The organism is Streptomyces sp. NPDC003042, from assembly GCF_053591315.1.
The window spans coordinates 42,252-56,637 of the sequence record NZ_JBSFTP010000002.1; the positions used below are offsets into that span (position 1 = coordinate 42,252).

Consider the following 14,386-nt stretch of genomic DNA (forward strand, 5'->3'; position numbering starts at 1 on the left):
GCGGTTACCCCATTCGGGTCTGATCGTTGTGCTGGGCGGGGACCAGGCCGTCCCCGCCCAGGCCTCGCGAAGGACTCCGGATGACCGCCCCGCCCCGCACCCCGCCCCCGCTTCCCCCGCTCGCCGGCGGACGCGGCGGCGCCGACGCGCTGCGGCCCCTCCTCGACACCGTCCTCACCGCACTGCGCACCGGCGCCGACGCACGCGGCGGACCCCTCCCGGCCGGCGGCCCCGACACCGTCACGGCCCGCGTCCAAGCCGCACTGGGCGACGTACTGCCCGCCCACGGAACCGGCGACCACGAAGCCCTGCGGACCCTCGTGCACACCCTGGCCGCCGGCGCGGCCGACCCCGCCCACCCCCTGTGCGCCGCCCACCTGCACTGCCCCCCGCTCGCCGTCGCGACCGCCGCCGACCTCGCCGCCAGCGCCCTCAACCCCTCCCTCGACTCCTGGGACCAGGCACCCGCCGCCTCCGCCATCGAGGCCCTGATCACCCGCACCCTCGCCGCCGAGTTCTACGCCACCCCGCACGCCGACGCCGTCCTCACCACCGGCGGCACCGAAGCCAACCAACTGGCCCTCCTCCTCGCCCGCGAACGCCACGGCCCCCACCTGACCGTCCTGCACGGAACCAACGCCCACCACTCCATCCCCCGCGCCGCCTGGCTCCTCGGCCTGCCCCCCGCCCTCGCCCTCCCCACCCCCTCCGGCACCCTCGACCCCGCCGTCCTCGAAGCCGCCCTCACCCGCACGACAGGACCCGTACTCGTCACCGCCACCGCGGGCACCACCGACGCCGGACTCATCGACCCCCTCGGCCCGATCGCCGACCTCTGCGACCGCCACGGCGCCGAACTCCACATCGACGCCGCGTACGGCGGCCTCCTCGCCCTCAGCCCCCGCCACGGCCCCCAGGTCACCGGTCTGTCCCGCGCCCGCTCCCTCACCCTCGACCTGCACAAACTCGGCTGGCAGCCCGTCGCCGCCGGACTCCTCGCCGTCCCCGACACCGCCCTCCTGACCCCCCTCGCCCACCAGGCCGACTACCTCAACGCCACCGACGACACCGAAGCCGGCCTGCCCGACCTCCTCGGCCGCTCCCTGCGCACCACCCGCCGCGCCGACGCCTTCAAGATCGCCGCCACCCTGCGCTCACTCGGCCGCGACGGCCTCGCCCAGCTCATCGACCACACCTGCGCCGCAGCCCACCGGCTCGCCGAACTCCTCGACGCACACCCCCGCTTCGAACTCCACGCACACCCCACCATCACCACGGTCCTCTTCCGGCCCACCCACGCCGACGACGACCACCTCGCCGCCCTGCGCCGCACCCTCCTCCTCGACGGCACCGCCGTACTCGGCCGCGCCACCGCCGACGGCCGGCTCTGGCTCAAAGCCACCCTGCTCAACCCCCACACCACGGCGGGGGACCTGGACACCCTCGTCACCCTCCTGGAAGGCAGAACCCACCGATGACCGCCCAGCTCGACGCACCCCACGATCTCGTCGGAATCGGGATCGGCCCCTTCAACCTCTCCCTCGCCGCCCTAGCCGAAGGCCTCCCACGACAAGGCACAGGCCCACTCGCCACCGCCTTCTACGACCAACGCAGAGACTTCCGCTGGCACCCCGGACTCCTCATCGACGGAGCCACCCTCCAAGTCCCCTTCCTCGCCGACCTCGTCACCCTCGCCGACCCCACCAGCCCCTGGAGCTTCCTCAACTACCTCAAGCACAAGGAACGGCTCTTCCCCTTCTACTTCGCCGAGCAGTTCCACATCCAACGCGCCGAATACGACGCCTACTGCCGCTGGGTCGCCGACCGCCTCCCCGGCCTCCACTTCGGCCACCAGGTCGACGCCGTCCGCTGGAACCCCGAACGCGACCTCTTCGAAGTCGACTACACCCAGCTCGACCGCGACGGAGAAGCCGAAGCCCTCGGCCGCACCTACACCCGCAACCTCGCCCTCGGCCTCGGCACCGCCCCCTACATCCCCGAACCCCTGCGCCCCCTCGCCGAAGCCCCCACCGTCCCCGTCATCCACTCCGCCGAATACCTCGACAACCGCCGACGCGTCCTCGGCGCCGAACACGTCACCGTCATCGGCTCAGGCCAGTCAGGAGCCGAAGTCTTCCTCGACCTGCTCCGCGCCCGCCCCGCCGGCCGCGAACGCCTCACCTGGCTCGCCCGCACCCCCTCCTTCGCCCCCATGGAGTACTCGAAGCTCGGCCTCGAACACTTCACCCCCGACTACACCCGCTACTTCCACTCCCTCCCCGAACCGGTCCGCGACCGGCTCCTCCCCAGCCAGTGGCAACTCCACAAGGGCATCGACGCCGCCACCATCGCCGCCATCCACGACGAGCTCTACCGGCGCACCCTCCACGGCGGCTGGCCCGACGCCGTCCTCACCCCCGGAGTCACCGTCCGCACCGCAGGCCGCGTCGCCACCACCAAGGTCGAGCTCCACCTCGAACACACACAACAAGGCACCCGCTCCCGGCTCACCACCGACGCCGTCATCCTCGCCACCGGCTACCGCGAACGCCCCCTCACCAGCCTCCTCGCAGGCCTCGACCCCTACATGCGAAAAGACTCCTCCGGCCGCCCCCGCATCGACGACCGCTACCGCATGATCCTCGACCCCAACGTCACCGGCAGCGTCTTCGTCCAGAACGGCGAACGCCACACCCACGGCGTCGGAGCCCCCGACCTCGGCCTCGCCGCCTGGCGCAGCGCCGCCATCCTGAACACCCTCACGGACAAAGAGCCCTACCCCCAGCCGCAGCGCACCGCCTTCACCACCTTCGGCCTCGAACAGCGGGAACACGCCCGCCCCCACCCGGCAGGCGAACTGCTCCCGCTGGTCGAACACCCCTGAGGCACGCCACGGACCCCCGGACCCCGGAAGACCGGACCTAGAAGACCGGCACGCCACCCCGGGTCAGCCGCCAGTCCACCGACGCGAACTGGGCCGGATCCACCGTCCCCTTCGCCTTCACCCACTGGACGATCGTGTTACGTATTTCATCCGAGTTCGCCCACAACTGCCTGGCCTGCGGAACATGCGGGAAGTTCCCGCCACCCGAGGCCCGGTAGTTGTTCACCGCCAACACGAACCGCGCCGCCGGATCCACCGCCTTCCCCTGGAAGGACAGCCCCGTGATCCTCGACCCCACCGGCTGCGCGATGTCGATGTCGTACGTCAGCCCGTACACCGCGTCATAGTTGTAGTCCGGTATGCCCTCCGAGTTCGTCAGCTTCGCCGGATCCACCACAGCACCCGAATCCGTCCGGACGAAATACCTCGCCGAGTACTCCAGGTAGTCCTTCAGCTGCCCACCGGTCAACAGCCGCGCCTCCAGAGTGTTCTCGAAGGGGTACAGCCCCGCCGCGTCCCTGATGGTCACCTGCCCGGCCGGTATCGCCGCCGTCCGGGAGAAGCAGGACGCCTGCGACAGCACCGGCAGCGCGGCCCACTCGGAGCCCGCCAGCGCGCCCCGCACCGTCTCCGCCTGCACATGGTTGATCAGGTCGATGATCGGCACGTCCTTCAGCGGCCCTTCGGCCGAGGACATCGCCTGCGTCGAGGTCCCGATCACCTGATTGACGTACGCCACGACCTTGCGGTGCTCGTCCGACAGCAGGCCGGCGATCTTCGGGTCCTCCTCCACGGTGTTGGAGTTCAACACCCGCGCGGCGACCTTCGACACCGACCAGCGACCCCGCTCCCACGTCAGATCGAAGTCGAACAACGTCAGCCGCTGCCCCCACTTGAGCGGCTCCGACAGCACCACGTCCTTGCCGCTCGCCTTGTTCTTCACCCGGTACTCCGGGATCTCCGTGTGCGCGTGCCCCACCAGGATCGCGTCGATCCCCTCCACCTGCTCCGCCACCAGAGCGGCCGCGTTCTCGATGTACGGCAGCTGATCGCCGTAACTCGACGTACCGCTCGACCCGGAATGCGCCGACACGATCACCACATCCGCGCCCATCGAACGCAGCCGCGGCACGTACTTCGCCGCCTGCTCCTCCAGCCCCGGGAACGTCATCTGCCCCTGGACATTCGCCTTGTCCCAGATCGCGATCCCCGGATTCGTCAGCCCCAGCACCGCCACCCTCACATCCCGCCCGTGCGGCGTCCGCAGCCGGTGCATGCTGTACGGCGCGAACGCCGGCCGCAGCGTCTTCGCATCCAGGGCATTCGCCCCCAGCAGCGGGAAATCACACTGCTCCTCGAACTTGCGCAGGACCGGTATCCCGTAATTGAACTCGTGGTTCCCGAGCGCCGCCGCGTCGTACCCGATCGCGTTCATCGCCTGCGCCATCGGATGCACCGGACCCCGGCGCGCGGTGATCGGATCCACCTTCGCGTAGTAGTACGAAAGCTGCGTGCCCTGGATCGTGTCACCGGCGTCGATCAGCAGCGTGTTGCGCCGCCCCTTCTGCGCCCGCACCTGATCCACCAGCGTCGAGATCTTCGCCAGACCGACGTCGTTGTGCGCCTTGTCGTCGAACTCCTTGTCAGTGAAATAGTCCCAGTTGAAGACATTCCCGTGCAGATCGGTCGTGCCCATCACCGTGAACGAGTACGTCCGCGGCCTCGGGGCCGCGGCAGCCGGAGTGCTCGTGGCACCCGCCAAAGCCACAGCCGCACCCGTCGCAGCCGAGGTCCCCAGAAACGTCCTGCGGTCAAACGCCATGCCATCTCCCTTTTGAGGCGTGAACAACGCGCGTAGATTCTGGCCCACCACCCACAAGCCGCAACACCCCCACCAGGTTTCGATCCGATGACCACACCCGTACGGGCGACAGTGCGAGAGTGAAACCATGACTCAGGACGCCTCGCACCAGCCCTACGGAACCCCCGAAGTACCCCGCGTCGCGGTCCGCGGCGAAGCCCGGCTCGAAGTCGACCCCGAAATCGCCCGCATCGGCATCACCGTCAGCGCCCGCGGTACCGACCGGCGCACCGCACTCGAAGACCTCACCCGCCGCAACAGCGCCGTCCTCGACCTGATCAAGAGCTACGGCGAACCCGTCGAAAAACTCGAAACCGGCGCCTTCTCCATCACCCCCGAACTCACCCGCCACGGCCGCGGCGAACGCGTCCGCGCCTACCACGGCCGCGTCTACATCACCGCCGAACTCAACGACTTCACCGCCCTCGGCGAACTCACCACCCGCCTCGCCGACCTCGAACTCACCCAACTCGACGGCCCTTGGTGGGCCCTGCGCCCCACCTCACCCGCCCACGGCGAAGCCCGCCGCCAAGCCGTACTCGAAGCCGTCCAGCGCGCCCGCGAATACGCCCAGGCCCTCGGCGCCAACCTCGCCGCCCTCGTCGAACTCGCCGACCTCGGCGCCGAGAACGCCGCCCCCCTCTCCATGGCCGCCCCCGCCGGCGCGATGCGCTCCATGGCCTACGGCGCCGCCGAAGACGCCGGCGCCCCGCCCCTCGATCTGGAACCCCAGCGCCAGACCGTCTTCGCCCAGGTCAACGCCCGCTTCACCATGACCCCTCCCCAGCTCTGAACCCTCACCCCAAACCCCACCCCGAAACCGCACGAACGGTGCCCCGGGGGTGCTCATCAGAGCACCCCCACGCACATTCAACATTTGTCAACAAGCTTTTACTCAAAGGTTGTTGAGTGGACACCCGGAACCAATTTCCTACTGCCTGGTAGGGGCATACGCTCGTCTCATGCGCCGAGCGAAAATCGTATGTACCCTGGGCCCCGCAACCGACTCATACGACCAGATCAAAGCCCTGGTCGAAGCCGGAATGGACATCGCCCGCTTCAACCTCAGCCACGGCACCTACGCCGAACACGAGGAGCGCTACCAGCGCGTACGCAAGGCCTCCGACGAGACCGGCCACAGCGTCGGAGTCCTCGCCGACCTTCAAGGCCCGAAGATCCGCCTCGGCCGCTTCCGCGAAGGACCCGTACTCCTTGAACGCGGTGACGAATTCACCATCACCGTCGAAGACCACGAAGGCGACCGCCACACCTGCGGCACGACCTACAAGGGCCTCGCCGCCGACGTCACCACCGGCGAACGCATCCTCGTCGACGACGGCCGCGTCACCCTCCAAGTCATCGGCATCGACGGCCCCCGCGTCCACACCCTCGTCGTCGAAGGCGGCATGGTCTCCGACCACAAGGGACTCAACCTCCCCGGCGTCGCCGTCTCCGTCCCCGCCCTCTCCGACAAGGACATCGAAGACCTCCGCTGGGCCCTGCGCACCGGCGCCGACGTCATCGCCCTCTCCTTCGTACGCAGCGGCCGCGACATCCAAGACGTCCACCGCATCATGAACGAGGAAGGCCGCCGCCTCCCCGTCATCGCGAAGATCGAAAAGCCCCAGGCAGTCGAGAACATCGACGACATCGTCGCCGCCTTCGACGGCATCATGGTCGCCCGCGGCGACCTCGGCGTCGAAATGCCCCTGGAACACGTCCCGATCGTCCAAAAGCGCGCCGTCAAACTCGCCAAGCGCAACGCCAAGCCCGTCATCGTCGCCACGCAGATGCTCGACTCGATGATCGAAAACTCCCGGCCCACCCGCGCCGAAGCCTCCGACGTCGCCAACGCCGTCATCGACGGAACCGACGCCGTCATGCTCTCCGGCGAAACCAGCGTCGGCAAATACCCCGTCGAAACCGTCCGCACCATGGCCCGCATCGTCGAAGCCGCCGAAGAAGACATCCTCGCCAAGGGCCTCCCACCCCTCACGGACCGGAACAAGCCCCGCACCCAAGGAGGCGCCGTCGCCCGCGCCGCCGCCGAAATGGGCGACTTCCTCGGCGCCAAATTCCTCGTCGCCTTCACCCAGAGCGGAGACACTGTCCGCCGGCTCTCCCGCTACCGCTCACCCATCCCCCTCCTCGCCTTCACCCCCGACCCCGCCACCCGCTCCCAACTCAACCTCACCTGGGGCGTCGAAACCTTCCTCGGCCCCCACGTCGACTCCACCGACGCGATGGTCGCCCAGGTCGAAGAAGAACTCCTGCGGATCGGACGCTGCTTCCCCGGCGACGTCGTCGTCATCACCGCCGGCTCACCCCCCGGCGTCAGCGGATCGACCAACCTCGTCCGCATCCACCACATCGGCGACGCCGTCCGCTAACCCCGGGCCTGCAGCAGCACCTCACGTATCAACCGCACCGCGTCGGGCAACTCCAACCGGCTCTCACCCGTACTGGGGAAATGCCCGCCCGACGCGGTCACCGTCGCCGTCGCCCCAAGCCTCGTCACCAACCGCATGACATGCTCCGACGTCCGCTCCCCGGTCACCGGATCATCAGCCGCGTGCAGCACCCGAAACCCCCGCGCCGCCGCCCGGATACGCGCCCAGTCGAACTCCGGAGAGAAGAACGACGCCAACGCGTCATACCCCACCTCGCCCGCCATCGACGCCACGAACACCACCCCGGCGAACGCCCCCTCGGCCTCCGTGTCGTGCTGCTGCAACAGACGCAGCACATTCACCCCGCCCAGACTGTGGCCCACCAGAACCGTCCCACCCGCAGGCGCGCCCTCCGTCTGCGCCGTCAGCTCCTTCAGCCACGCCCCGGCCTCCGGCACGAACGGCTCCGGGAAGTCCGGCACCCGCACCTCGTGCCCCTCCTGCGCGAGCTCCCGCGCCACCGAGGGGTACCAGTGCTCCCCACCGCTCATTCCGTACCCGTGCGCGATCACGATCCTGCTCATGACTCTCCCCCTGAGACTTCACTCGTTAATCGAAACGCTACGCAGCGTTTCGATTAACGGTAGGGCTATCGTGATGGTGTGTCAACCACTCCCCAGAACCCAGCACCCCGCACCGGCGGACGCCTCCGCAACGAAGACGCCCACCACTCCGTCCTCGAAGCCACCACCGCACTCCTCATCGAAAACGGCTACGGCGCCCTCACCATCGAAGGCGTCGCCAAACGAGCCCACGTCGCCAAAAGCACCGTCTACCGCTGGTGGAAATCAAAACCCGCCCTCGTCATGGACGCCTACACCCACGAAACCGCCACCCGCGTCCCCACACCCGACACCGGCACCCTCCAAGGCGACCTCACCGCCTTCGTCACCGACCTCTACCGCATCGGCAACGACCCCGCCCGCACCAAAGCCCTCACCGGCCTCATGGCCGAAGCCCAACTCGACCCCGCCTTCGCCGAAGCCTTCCGCGCCTGGGCCCGAACCCGCCGCGAACTCGTCGCCACCCTCCTCACCCACGCCATCACCCGCGAAGAAATCCCCGCCGACACCGACCTCACCCACGCCACCGACCTGATCTTCGGCCCCTTCTGGTACCGCCTCCTCATCACCCACGCCCCCCTCGACCCGGCGGACGCCCCCGCCCACGTCGAAACCGTCCTGCGCGGCCTCGTGCACCGAGGGTGAGAGCAAGGTCCCGCTACCAGCCGAAACGCCGGTCGACCACGGCGGCGAACTCCTCGAAGGTCAGCACCGAGTCCCCGTTCTGATCGGCGGCATCAAAGAGCGCCGACGAGGCGTTCACGTCACCCACCCCCCAGAACGGCAGATCACCCCGCGCCGCCAGCACCGGACCCTTCGACCGGAGAGCACTGATCACCTCCGCGCGGGTCAACTCACCATCCACGTTGAGATCCAGCGCATCGAACAGCTTCCGGGCCTTCTCACTCATCACAGCGTCCCCTTCATTCGAAACCTTGACCTCAACCTTCGAGGTCATACGCTCCAGACATGACGATCAAGGAATACCCCCAGGACCAGCTCGCCGCCCAACCCATCGGCTACTGGAGCCGCGAGACCGCGAACCTCGTCATCGGCGGCCTTCGCGCAGCACTTGCCGAGGAAAGCCTCACCCAACCCCACTGGTGGACCCTCAACCACGTCGCCGGCGCGCCGGGCCAGTGGAAGCGGGCCGCCCTGACCACGAAGCTGACCCCCTTCGACGATCAGGACACCGACTTCGAGGCGGTCTACGAGGACCTCGCGGCACGCGGCTGGCTCACCGAGACCGACGCCACCCTGACCCTGACCGAGGACGGCGAAGCGGGCCGCCTCCGCGCCCGCGACCGCAACGCGAAGGTCCACGAACGGATGCGGCAGGGCATCGACACCGCCGCATACGCGGCGACCATCGACGTCCTGCGCCGCATGGTCGCCAACCTGGGCGGCGACGGCGACCTCCCCTAGTACTTCGGCCCGATGTGGGCGTCCATGAGGGCCACGGAATCCTTGCGGGCGATGGACACGTTGAACGGATCGCTGCCCCGGGCCAGGATCGTCCACTGGACCCCGACCTTGGCGAGCGTGTCGGTGCAGAGCTTGCGGATGTCGTCGGACTTGTTGGTGAAGAAGTACCGGGGGTACTCGTAGCGCTTCCGCTCGCCGCCGATGATCCGGGTGGTCCAGTTGATGGTCCGGCACCCGTCGGAGTGGATGAGGCCCCGGATGAACTCCCAGGGGTGGGCGTCGACGATCTCCTGTTGCCAGCCCTCGAGGACGATGCGCCGGTCGTGCTTCTTGCCGGGGCCATGCTGCGGGAACAGGCACGGCCAGTGGAGTGTGTACGACTTGACCTCCACGCACCCCTGCCTGTGCCGGCGGCCCACCTTGGGCTGGGGCATGACGAGGTGCATCGCTTCCTCGGCGGCGTCGATGAGCCCAGGCCATGACGCGTCGCAGAAGATGGACAGGTGGTGCTGCTTGTACTTCGAGATGATGTGGCCGTCGCCGAGGTAAAGCCCCAGGAGGTAGGCGTACGCACGCTGATCGAACTCCCTACTCGTGCACTTCGGGCAGTCGGTCGGCTGCGTGTAAGTCTCGCCGCGGTGCTTTCGGTCCTCGTGCCGCCACCAGCCGACGGTGCCACGGGGTACGCCGAGGTGCTCGGCCACCACCCGGTTGGTCACGCCTCGGCGTAGCAGTAGGACTGCTTCTTCGCGTATCGAAGGATTGTGCTCCATGCACGGGAGCTTCGTCGTCATTCGTCCAGTTGGCCGCAATTCGAAGTTTCGTTCACTGCGACGAGTGAAGATCGCAAAATTTGCTTGGCGACCTTGGAACTGAAGGAGAAGTGCCCCGAGTCGGATTCGAACCGACGCTGAATGGGTTTTGAATCCATCGCCTCTACCGCTGGGCTACCGGGGCCCCTTCGAAACGAAGGATACCGAAGACCCTCCGTGTCACAAACATACAGGAGCTAGGTAGGCTCGGGGGAGCTGAATCGCCTTGCAACAAGGAGCCCCCGTGACCGCCGAGCACGAGTCGACGCCCACGCCCGACGCCGACCAGTCGCACGTTCCGCCGCTGACGACCCGCGTCGTCATCGCCGAGGACGAGGCGCTCATCCGCCTGGACCTGAAAGAGATGCTCGAAGAAGAGGGGTACGCCGTCGTCGGCGAGGCCGGGGACGGGCAGACGGCCGTCGAGCTGGCGCGCGAGCACCGTCCCGACCTGGTGATCCTCGACGTGAAGATGCCCGTCCTGGACGGGATCTCCGCCGCCGAGAAGATCGCGGAGGAGTCCATCGCCCCGGTCCTGATGCTCACCGCGTTCTCGCAGCGCGACCTGGTCGAGCGGGCGCGGGACGCCGGGGCCATGGCGTACCTCGTCAAGCCGTTCAGCAAGAGCGACGTCGTGCCGGCGATCGAGATGGCCGTCTCCCGCTTCGCCGAGCTGAAGGCGCTGGAGAAGGAGGTCGCGGACCTCTCGCTCCGGCTGGAGACCCGTAAGCTCGTCGACCGGGCCAAGAGCATCCTGCAGACCCAGTACGGGCTGACCGAGCCGGCCGCCTTCCGCTGGATCCAGAAGACCTCCATGGACCGCCGCATGTCCATGCAGCAGGTCGCCGAGGCGGTCATCGAGGACGCCGAGGAGAAGAAGAACGCCGCGCAGGCGTAGCCCCGAAGAGAACGCGTGAGGCCCGTCTCCCCCCGAGGGGAGACGGGCCTCACGCGTACGTGGTGGAAAGGACGGTCAGTCCTCGCCGAGGTAGGCCTTGCGGACGTCCTCGTTGACGAGGAGTTCGCGGCCGGGGCCCGACAGGACGATCTTGCCGATCTCCATGACGTGACCCTGGTCGGCCAGGGACAGCGCGGCCTGGGCGTTCTGCTCGACCAGCAGGATGGTGGTGCCGGCCGCCTTGAGCTCCGAGATCGTCGCCATGATCTTCTGCATCATGATCGGCGAGAGGCCCATCGACGGCTCGTCCAGCATGAGCAGCTTGGGCTGCGACATGAGCGCGCGGCCCATGGCGAGCATCTGCTGCTCGCCGCCAGAGAGGGTGCCGGCCGCCTGCTTTCGGCGCTCTCCCAGGATCGGGAAGAGGTCGTAGGCGCGCTGGACGTCCTTCTGGATGCCTTCCTTGTCCTTGCGGAGGAAGGCGCCGAGGAGGAGGTTGTCCTCGATCGTCATGCGCGGGAAGATGTGCCGCCCCTCGGGGGAGTGGGCGAGTCCGAGCGAGACGATGTCGTGCGCGGGGACCTTCTTCAGCGACTTGCCCTCGAACTTGATCTGGCCGCCGCGCGGTTTGATCAGGCCGGAGAGGGTGCGCAGCGTCGTGGTCTTGCCGGCGCCGTTCGTTCCGATGAGGGTGACGATCTGGCCTGCGTCGACGCTGAAGGAGATGCCCTTGACGGCTTCGATCTTGCCGTAGGCGACGCGGAGGTCCTCGACCTCGAGGAGTGCGGTCACTTGGCTTCTCCGTCCGTGCTGGTGGTGCTGTGCGCCTCGGCGGCCTCGACCTCCGCGACTTCTTCGGCGCCGGGGGCGCCTTCGAAGGGTTCGCCGAGGTAGGCGGCGATGACGCGTTCGTCGCCCTGGACCTCGCTGGCGGTGCCTTCGATGAGCTTCTCGCCCTGGACGAGGCAGGCGACCCGGTCGCAGAGGTTGAAGATGAAGCGCATGTCGTGCTCGATGACGAGGACGGCGATGCCCTGGTCCCGGATGGCGAAGATGAGTTCTTCGGTGGTCCGGGTTTCCTGGGGGTTCATGCCGGCGGTGGGCTCGTCCAGGAGGATGAGGCCGGGGTCGCTGGCGAGTGCGCGGGCGATTTCGAGCTTGCGCTGTTCGCCGTAGGGGAGGTTGCGGGCGAGGTGTTCGGCCTTGTTGTCGAGGCCGATGAACTCCAGGAGTTCCATGGCTCTCTCGCGGCTGGCCTTCTCTTCCCGGTGGAAGCCGGGGTGGCGCAGGAGGGCGGACCAGAGGCCTTCCTTGGTGCGGGTGTGGCGGCCGACGAGGACGTTTTCCAGGACCGTCATGTTGTTGAAGAGACGGATGTTCTGGAAGGTACGGGCGACGCCGGCTGCGGTCACCTTGTAGGACTTGGGCGGCAGGACCGTGCCCTTGTACCGGACTTCGCCCTCGGTGGGGATGTAGAGGCCGGTGAGGCAGTTGAAGAACGTGGTCTTGCCGGCGCCGTTGGGGCCGATGAGTCCGACGATTTCGCCGCTGCGCACGGTGAGGTCGACGTTCTTGACGGCGGTGAGGCCGCCGAAGCGCATCGTGACGCCGCGTGCGTCGAGGACGGTCTCGGCGGTGGTGGCGGCCGGGGTGTCGGTGGTGGTGGTCGTCATGGGTCAGACCCCTGCCTTACCGAGGACTGTGGGAGCTGGGACCGGCTCGTGGAGTTCGAGCTGGTTGCGCCGGTTGGGGATGAGGCCTTCGGGGCGCAGTCGCATGAGGATGATGAGGGCGAGGCCGAAGACGAGGAGCTGGTACTCGCCCAGGAACTGGAGCTTGTTGGGGATCAGGAAGAGCAGCGAGCCGCCGATCAGGGGTCCCGCGATGGTGCCCATGCCGCCGAGGACGACTGCGGCGAGCAGGAAGGCGGAGTTCGGCGGTACGGACTCGGCGAACTTGTACTGGTCGGGGGTGACCGTGTACTGGACGTGTGCCTGGACCGCGCCGGCGAGGCCGGCGAGGGTGGCGCCGAGGGCGAAGGCGATGAGCTTGACGCGGAAGCCGTTGATGCCCATGGCTTCGGCGGCGGTCTCGTCCTCGCGGATGGCGACCCAGGCGCGGCCGATGCGGGATTCCGCGCTGCGGCGGAACACGAGGACCACGATGAGGGTGATCAGCAGCATCAGCAGGAAGTAGTTCGAGAACCGGCCGATGGTGAATCCGGCGATGGTGTGTGAGGCGCCGAAGTCGAATCCGAACAGGTTGATGTTCGGGATGTTGGCGATGCCGTTGGGGCCGTTGGTGATGTCGGGCCCGGAGACGCCGTCGAGGTTGTTCATCGAGATGCGGAAGATCTCTCCGAAGCCGAGCGTCACGATGGCGAGGTAGTCGCCGCGCAGGCGCAGGGTCGGGGCGCCGATGAGGACGCCGAAGACCATGGAGGCCGCCGCGCCGACGAGGAGCGCCGCCCAGAAGGGCAGGTGCATGCCGAACGGTGAGCTCGGGGAGCCGGAGACCAGGGCCGCGGTGTAGGCACCGACGCCGAGGAAGGCGACGTAGCCGAGGTCGAGGAGGCCGGTGAGGCCGACCACGATGTTCAGGCCGAGGGCGACGGTGGCGAAGATCAGGATGTTGACCCCGAGGTTCGCGTACTGGTCGTCGGTCTGGGTGAGCGGGAAGAGAGCCGCGGCGGCGAAGGCGCCAACGAGGGCGACGTTGCGGTGCCGGGCGGTGAGCGTGGTGAGGCGGGCCATGAGACCGGCCTTGTTGAGTGCCGCGGCACCGAAGCTGGTGATGATCAGGAAGCCGACGAACAGTTCCTGGTACGGGGTGGTGATGCCGTAGGTGAAGACGGTGAGCGCGAGGCCGAGGACGGCGGCGATCAGCAGGATCTCGGCCCAGGCGGGGAGGACGCGGGTCGGGGCGACGGGGCCGGAGGCGAGGGCGGCCTTGACGGTCGTCCACTTGTTGCCGGCTTCGTGCTTGAACTTCTCCCACCCGGAGTCGTCGGGGTCGGGCCCTTCGAGTACGGGGCGTTCGAAGGGGAGTGCCAGGGCGCCGACGACTGCGAGGAGGCTGACCAGGGCGGCGACACCGGCGCCGGGTTCGAGGTCGACGAGTGCGCCGAGCTTCACCACGATGGCGATGACGGTGTACCAGGTGACGGCGAACGCGGCGAGGGCGGAGAGCTTGATCGCGGCGTCGGCTCCGGCGGGGGTGAGCCAGCGCAGGCCCTTGACGCCGTAGGAGGCGAGGCCGAAGACGGCGGTGAGGGCGCCGCCGATGAGGGCGAGCCACTGGAGGCCGCCGGGGTAGCCGTAGACGGTGAGGTTGCCGGGGAAGGCAGGGGTCCAGGTCCAGGCGAGGAAGGCGGAGAGGACGGTGAGGGCGCCGCCGGCAGTGGCGAGGGCGCGGGCCGTCTTCTCGGGGAGGGGGATGAATCCCTTGCCCGGTGCGGGGGTCTTCGCGGTGTCCGCGGTGTTGGTCGTCATGG

14 protein-coding genes and 1 tRNA gene are annotated in these 14,386 nt (G+C 68.4%); 7 read left to right on the forward strand and 8 right to left on the reverse strand.

Translation table 11 applies throughout. From position 1 onward, the window contains the following. Nucleotides 1–80: 80 nt before the first annotated feature. Both ACWDYJ_RS01515 and ACWDYJ_RS01520 read left to right on the forward strand, forming a co-directional pair. Nucleotides 81–1,478, forward strand: a complete 1,398-nt coding sequence (locus tag ACWDYJ_RS01515; protein WP_451563402.1) for a pyridoxal phosphate-dependent decarboxylase family protein — start codon at nt 81–83, stop codon at nt 1,476–1,478. Continuing rightward, nucleotides 1,475–2,884: a lysine N(6)-hydroxylase/L-ornithine N(5)-oxygenase family protein gene (locus tag ACWDYJ_RS01520; protein WP_451563403.1), complete on the forward strand. Its 1,410-nt coding sequence runs from the start codon at nt 1,475–1,477 to the stop codon at nt 2,882–2,884. Before ACWDYJ_RS01515 ends, ACWDYJ_RS01520 begins: the two co-directional genes overlap by 4 nt. Nucleotides 2,885–2,921: 37 nt before the next feature. Here the strand turns inward: ACWDYJ_RS01520 and ACWDYJ_RS01525 are convergent, their stop codons facing one another. Then, the gene (locus ACWDYJ_RS01525; RefSeq protein WP_451563574.1) at nt 2,922–4,706 is read right to left on the reverse strand and encodes a bifunctional metallophosphatase/5'-nucleotidase; all 1,785 of its coding nucleotides are present in this window, start codon (nt 4,704–4,706) and stop codon (nt 2,922–2,924) included. A 127-nt stretch (nt 4,707–4,833) separates the two neighbouring features. Between ACWDYJ_RS01525 and ACWDYJ_RS01530 the strand changes: the two genes are divergently transcribed. Continuing rightward, the gene (locus ACWDYJ_RS01530; RefSeq protein ID WP_451563404.1) at nt 4,834–5,538 is read left to right on the forward strand and encodes an SIMPL domain-containing protein; all 705 of its coding nucleotides are present in this window, start codon (nt 4,834–4,836) and stop codon (nt 5,536–5,538) included. A 169-nt stretch (nt 5,539–5,707) separates the two neighbouring features. After that, nucleotides 5,708–7,135, forward strand: a complete 1,428-nt coding sequence (pyk, locus tag ACWDYJ_RS01535) for a pyruvate kinase (RefSeq protein WP_451563405.1) — start codon at nt 5,708–5,710, stop codon at nt 7,133–7,135. Here pyk and ACWDYJ_RS01540 read toward each other — a convergent pair. Further along, entirely contained in the window at nt 7,132–7,719 is a 588-nt protein-coding gene (locus ACWDYJ_RS01540) for an RBBP9/YdeN family alpha/beta hydrolase (protein ID WP_451563406.1), read from the reverse strand. The genes pyk and ACWDYJ_RS01540 overlap by 4 nt on opposite strands. A 78-nt stretch (nt 7,720–7,797) precedes the next feature. Here ACWDYJ_RS01540 and ACWDYJ_RS01545 point away from each other — a divergent pair, with 78 nt between their 5' ends. Further along, the gene (locus tag ACWDYJ_RS01545) at nt 7,798–8,403 is read left to right on the forward strand and encodes a TetR/AcrR family transcriptional regulator (RefSeq protein ID WP_451563407.1); all 606 of its coding nucleotides are present in this window, start codon (nt 7,798–7,800) and stop codon (nt 8,401–8,403) included. Nucleotides 8,404–8,416: 13 nt separating this feature from the next. Here ACWDYJ_RS01545 and ACWDYJ_RS01550 read toward each other — a convergent pair whose 3' ends face one another. Continuing rightward, nucleotides 8,417–8,668 carry an EF-hand domain-containing protein gene (locus ACWDYJ_RS01550; protein WP_451563408.1) on the reverse strand — a complete coding sequence of 84 codons (252 nt, stop codon included), beginning with the start codon at nt 8,666–8,668 and terminating at the stop codon, nt 8,417–8,419. 59 nt (nt 8,669–8,727) lie between these two features. On the opposite strand from ACWDYJ_RS01550, the gene ACWDYJ_RS01555 reads away from it, so the two are divergent. Continuing rightward, complete coding sequence (locus tag ACWDYJ_RS01555; RefSeq protein ID WP_451563409.1) at nt 8,728–9,183, forward strand: MarR family transcriptional regulator; 456 nt, start codon at nt 8,728–8,730, stop codon at nt 9,181–9,183. Here ACWDYJ_RS01555 and ACWDYJ_RS01560 read toward each other — a convergent pair. Both ACWDYJ_RS01560 and ACWDYJ_RS01565 read right to left on the reverse strand, forming a co-directional pair. Further along, nucleotides 9,180–9,956 (reverse strand): helix-turn-helix domain-containing protein, encoded by a 777-nt coding sequence (locus tag ACWDYJ_RS01560; RefSeq protein WP_451563410.1) that lies wholly within the window; start codon nt 9,954–9,956, stop codon nt 9,180–9,182. The genes ACWDYJ_RS01555 and ACWDYJ_RS01560 overlap by 4 nt on opposite strands. A gap of 111 nt (nt 9,957–10,067) precedes the next feature. Further along, a tRNA-Leu gene (locus ACWDYJ_RS01565) sits at nt 10,068–10,140 on the reverse strand. Nucleotides 10,141–10,239: 99 nt separating this feature from the next. On the opposite strand from ACWDYJ_RS01565, the gene ACWDYJ_RS01570 reads away from it, so the two are divergent. Further along, nucleotides 10,240–10,893: an ANTAR domain-containing response regulator gene (locus tag ACWDYJ_RS01570; protein ID WP_451563411.1), complete on the forward strand. Its 654-nt coding sequence runs from the start codon at nt 10,240–10,242 to the stop codon at nt 10,891–10,893. A gap of 75 nt (nt 10,894–10,968) precedes the next feature. On the opposite strand, the gene ACWDYJ_RS01575 is transcribed toward ACWDYJ_RS01570, so the two are convergent. Genes ACWDYJ_RS01575 through ACWDYJ_RS01585 form a run of 3 tightly spaced genes read right to left on the reverse strand, consistent with a single transcriptional unit; the run spans nt 10,969 to nt 14,384 of the window. Beyond that, nucleotides 10,969–11,685, reverse strand: a complete 717-nt coding sequence (locus tag ACWDYJ_RS01575; RefSeq protein WP_451563412.1) for an ABC transporter ATP-binding protein — start codon at nt 11,683–11,685, stop codon at nt 10,969–10,971. After that, nucleotides 11,682–12,566, reverse strand: coding sequence for an ABC transporter ATP-binding protein (locus tag ACWDYJ_RS01580; RefSeq protein WP_451563413.1), 885 nt, complete (start codon nt 12,564–12,566; stop codon nt 11,682–11,684). Before ACWDYJ_RS01580 ends, ACWDYJ_RS01575 begins: the two co-directional genes overlap by 4 nt. A gap of 3 nt (nt 12,567–12,569) precedes the next feature. Beyond that, nucleotides 12,570–14,384, reverse strand: a complete 1,815-nt coding sequence (locus tag ACWDYJ_RS01585) for a branched-chain amino acid ABC transporter permease (protein ID WP_451563414.1) — start codon at nt 14,382–14,384, stop codon at nt 12,570–12,572. Nucleotides 14,385–14,386: the final 2 nt, after the last annotated feature.

Coding starts and splice junctions, on each gene's coding strand:
- ACWDYJ_RS01515 (WP_451563402.1), top strand. CDS start 81: ATGACCGCCCCGCCCCGCACCCCGCCCCCGCTTCCCCCGCTCGCCGGC.
- ACWDYJ_RS01520 (WP_451563403.1), top strand. CDS start 1,475: ATGACCGCCCAGCTCGACGCACCCCACGATCTCGTCGGAATCGGGATC.
- ACWDYJ_RS01525 (WP_451563574.1), bottom strand. CDS start 4,706: ATGGCGTTTGACCGCAGGACGTTTCTGGGGACCTCGGCTGCGACGGGT.
- ACWDYJ_RS01530 (WP_451563404.1), top strand. CDS start 4,834: ATGACTCAGGACGCCTCGCACCAGCCCTACGGAACCCCCGAAGTACCC.
- pyk (WP_451563405.1), top strand. CDS start 5,708: ATGCGCCGAGCGAAAATCGTATGTACCCTGGGCCCCGCAACCGACTCA.
- ACWDYJ_RS01540 (WP_451563406.1), bottom strand. CDS start 7,719: ATGAGCAGGATCGTGATCGCGCACGGGTACGGAATGAGCGGTGGGGAG.
- ACWDYJ_RS01550 (WP_451563408.1), bottom strand. CDS start 8,668: ATGAGTGAGAAGGCCCGGAAGCTGTTCGATGCGCTGGATCTCAACGTG.
- ACWDYJ_RS01555 (WP_451563409.1), top strand. CDS start 8,728: ATGACGATCAAGGAATACCCCCAGGACCAGCTCGCCGCCCAACCCATC.
- ACWDYJ_RS01560 (WP_451563410.1), bottom strand. CDS start 9,956: ATGGAGCACAATCCTTCGATACGCGAAGAAGCAGTCCTACTGCTACGC.
- ACWDYJ_RS01580 (WP_451563413.1), bottom strand. CDS start 12,566: ATGACGACCACCACCACCGACACCCCGGCCGCCACCACCGCCGAGACC.
- ACWDYJ_RS01585 (WP_451563414.1), bottom strand. CDS start 14,384: ATGACGACCAACACCGCGGACACCGCGAAGACCCCCGCACCGGGCAAG.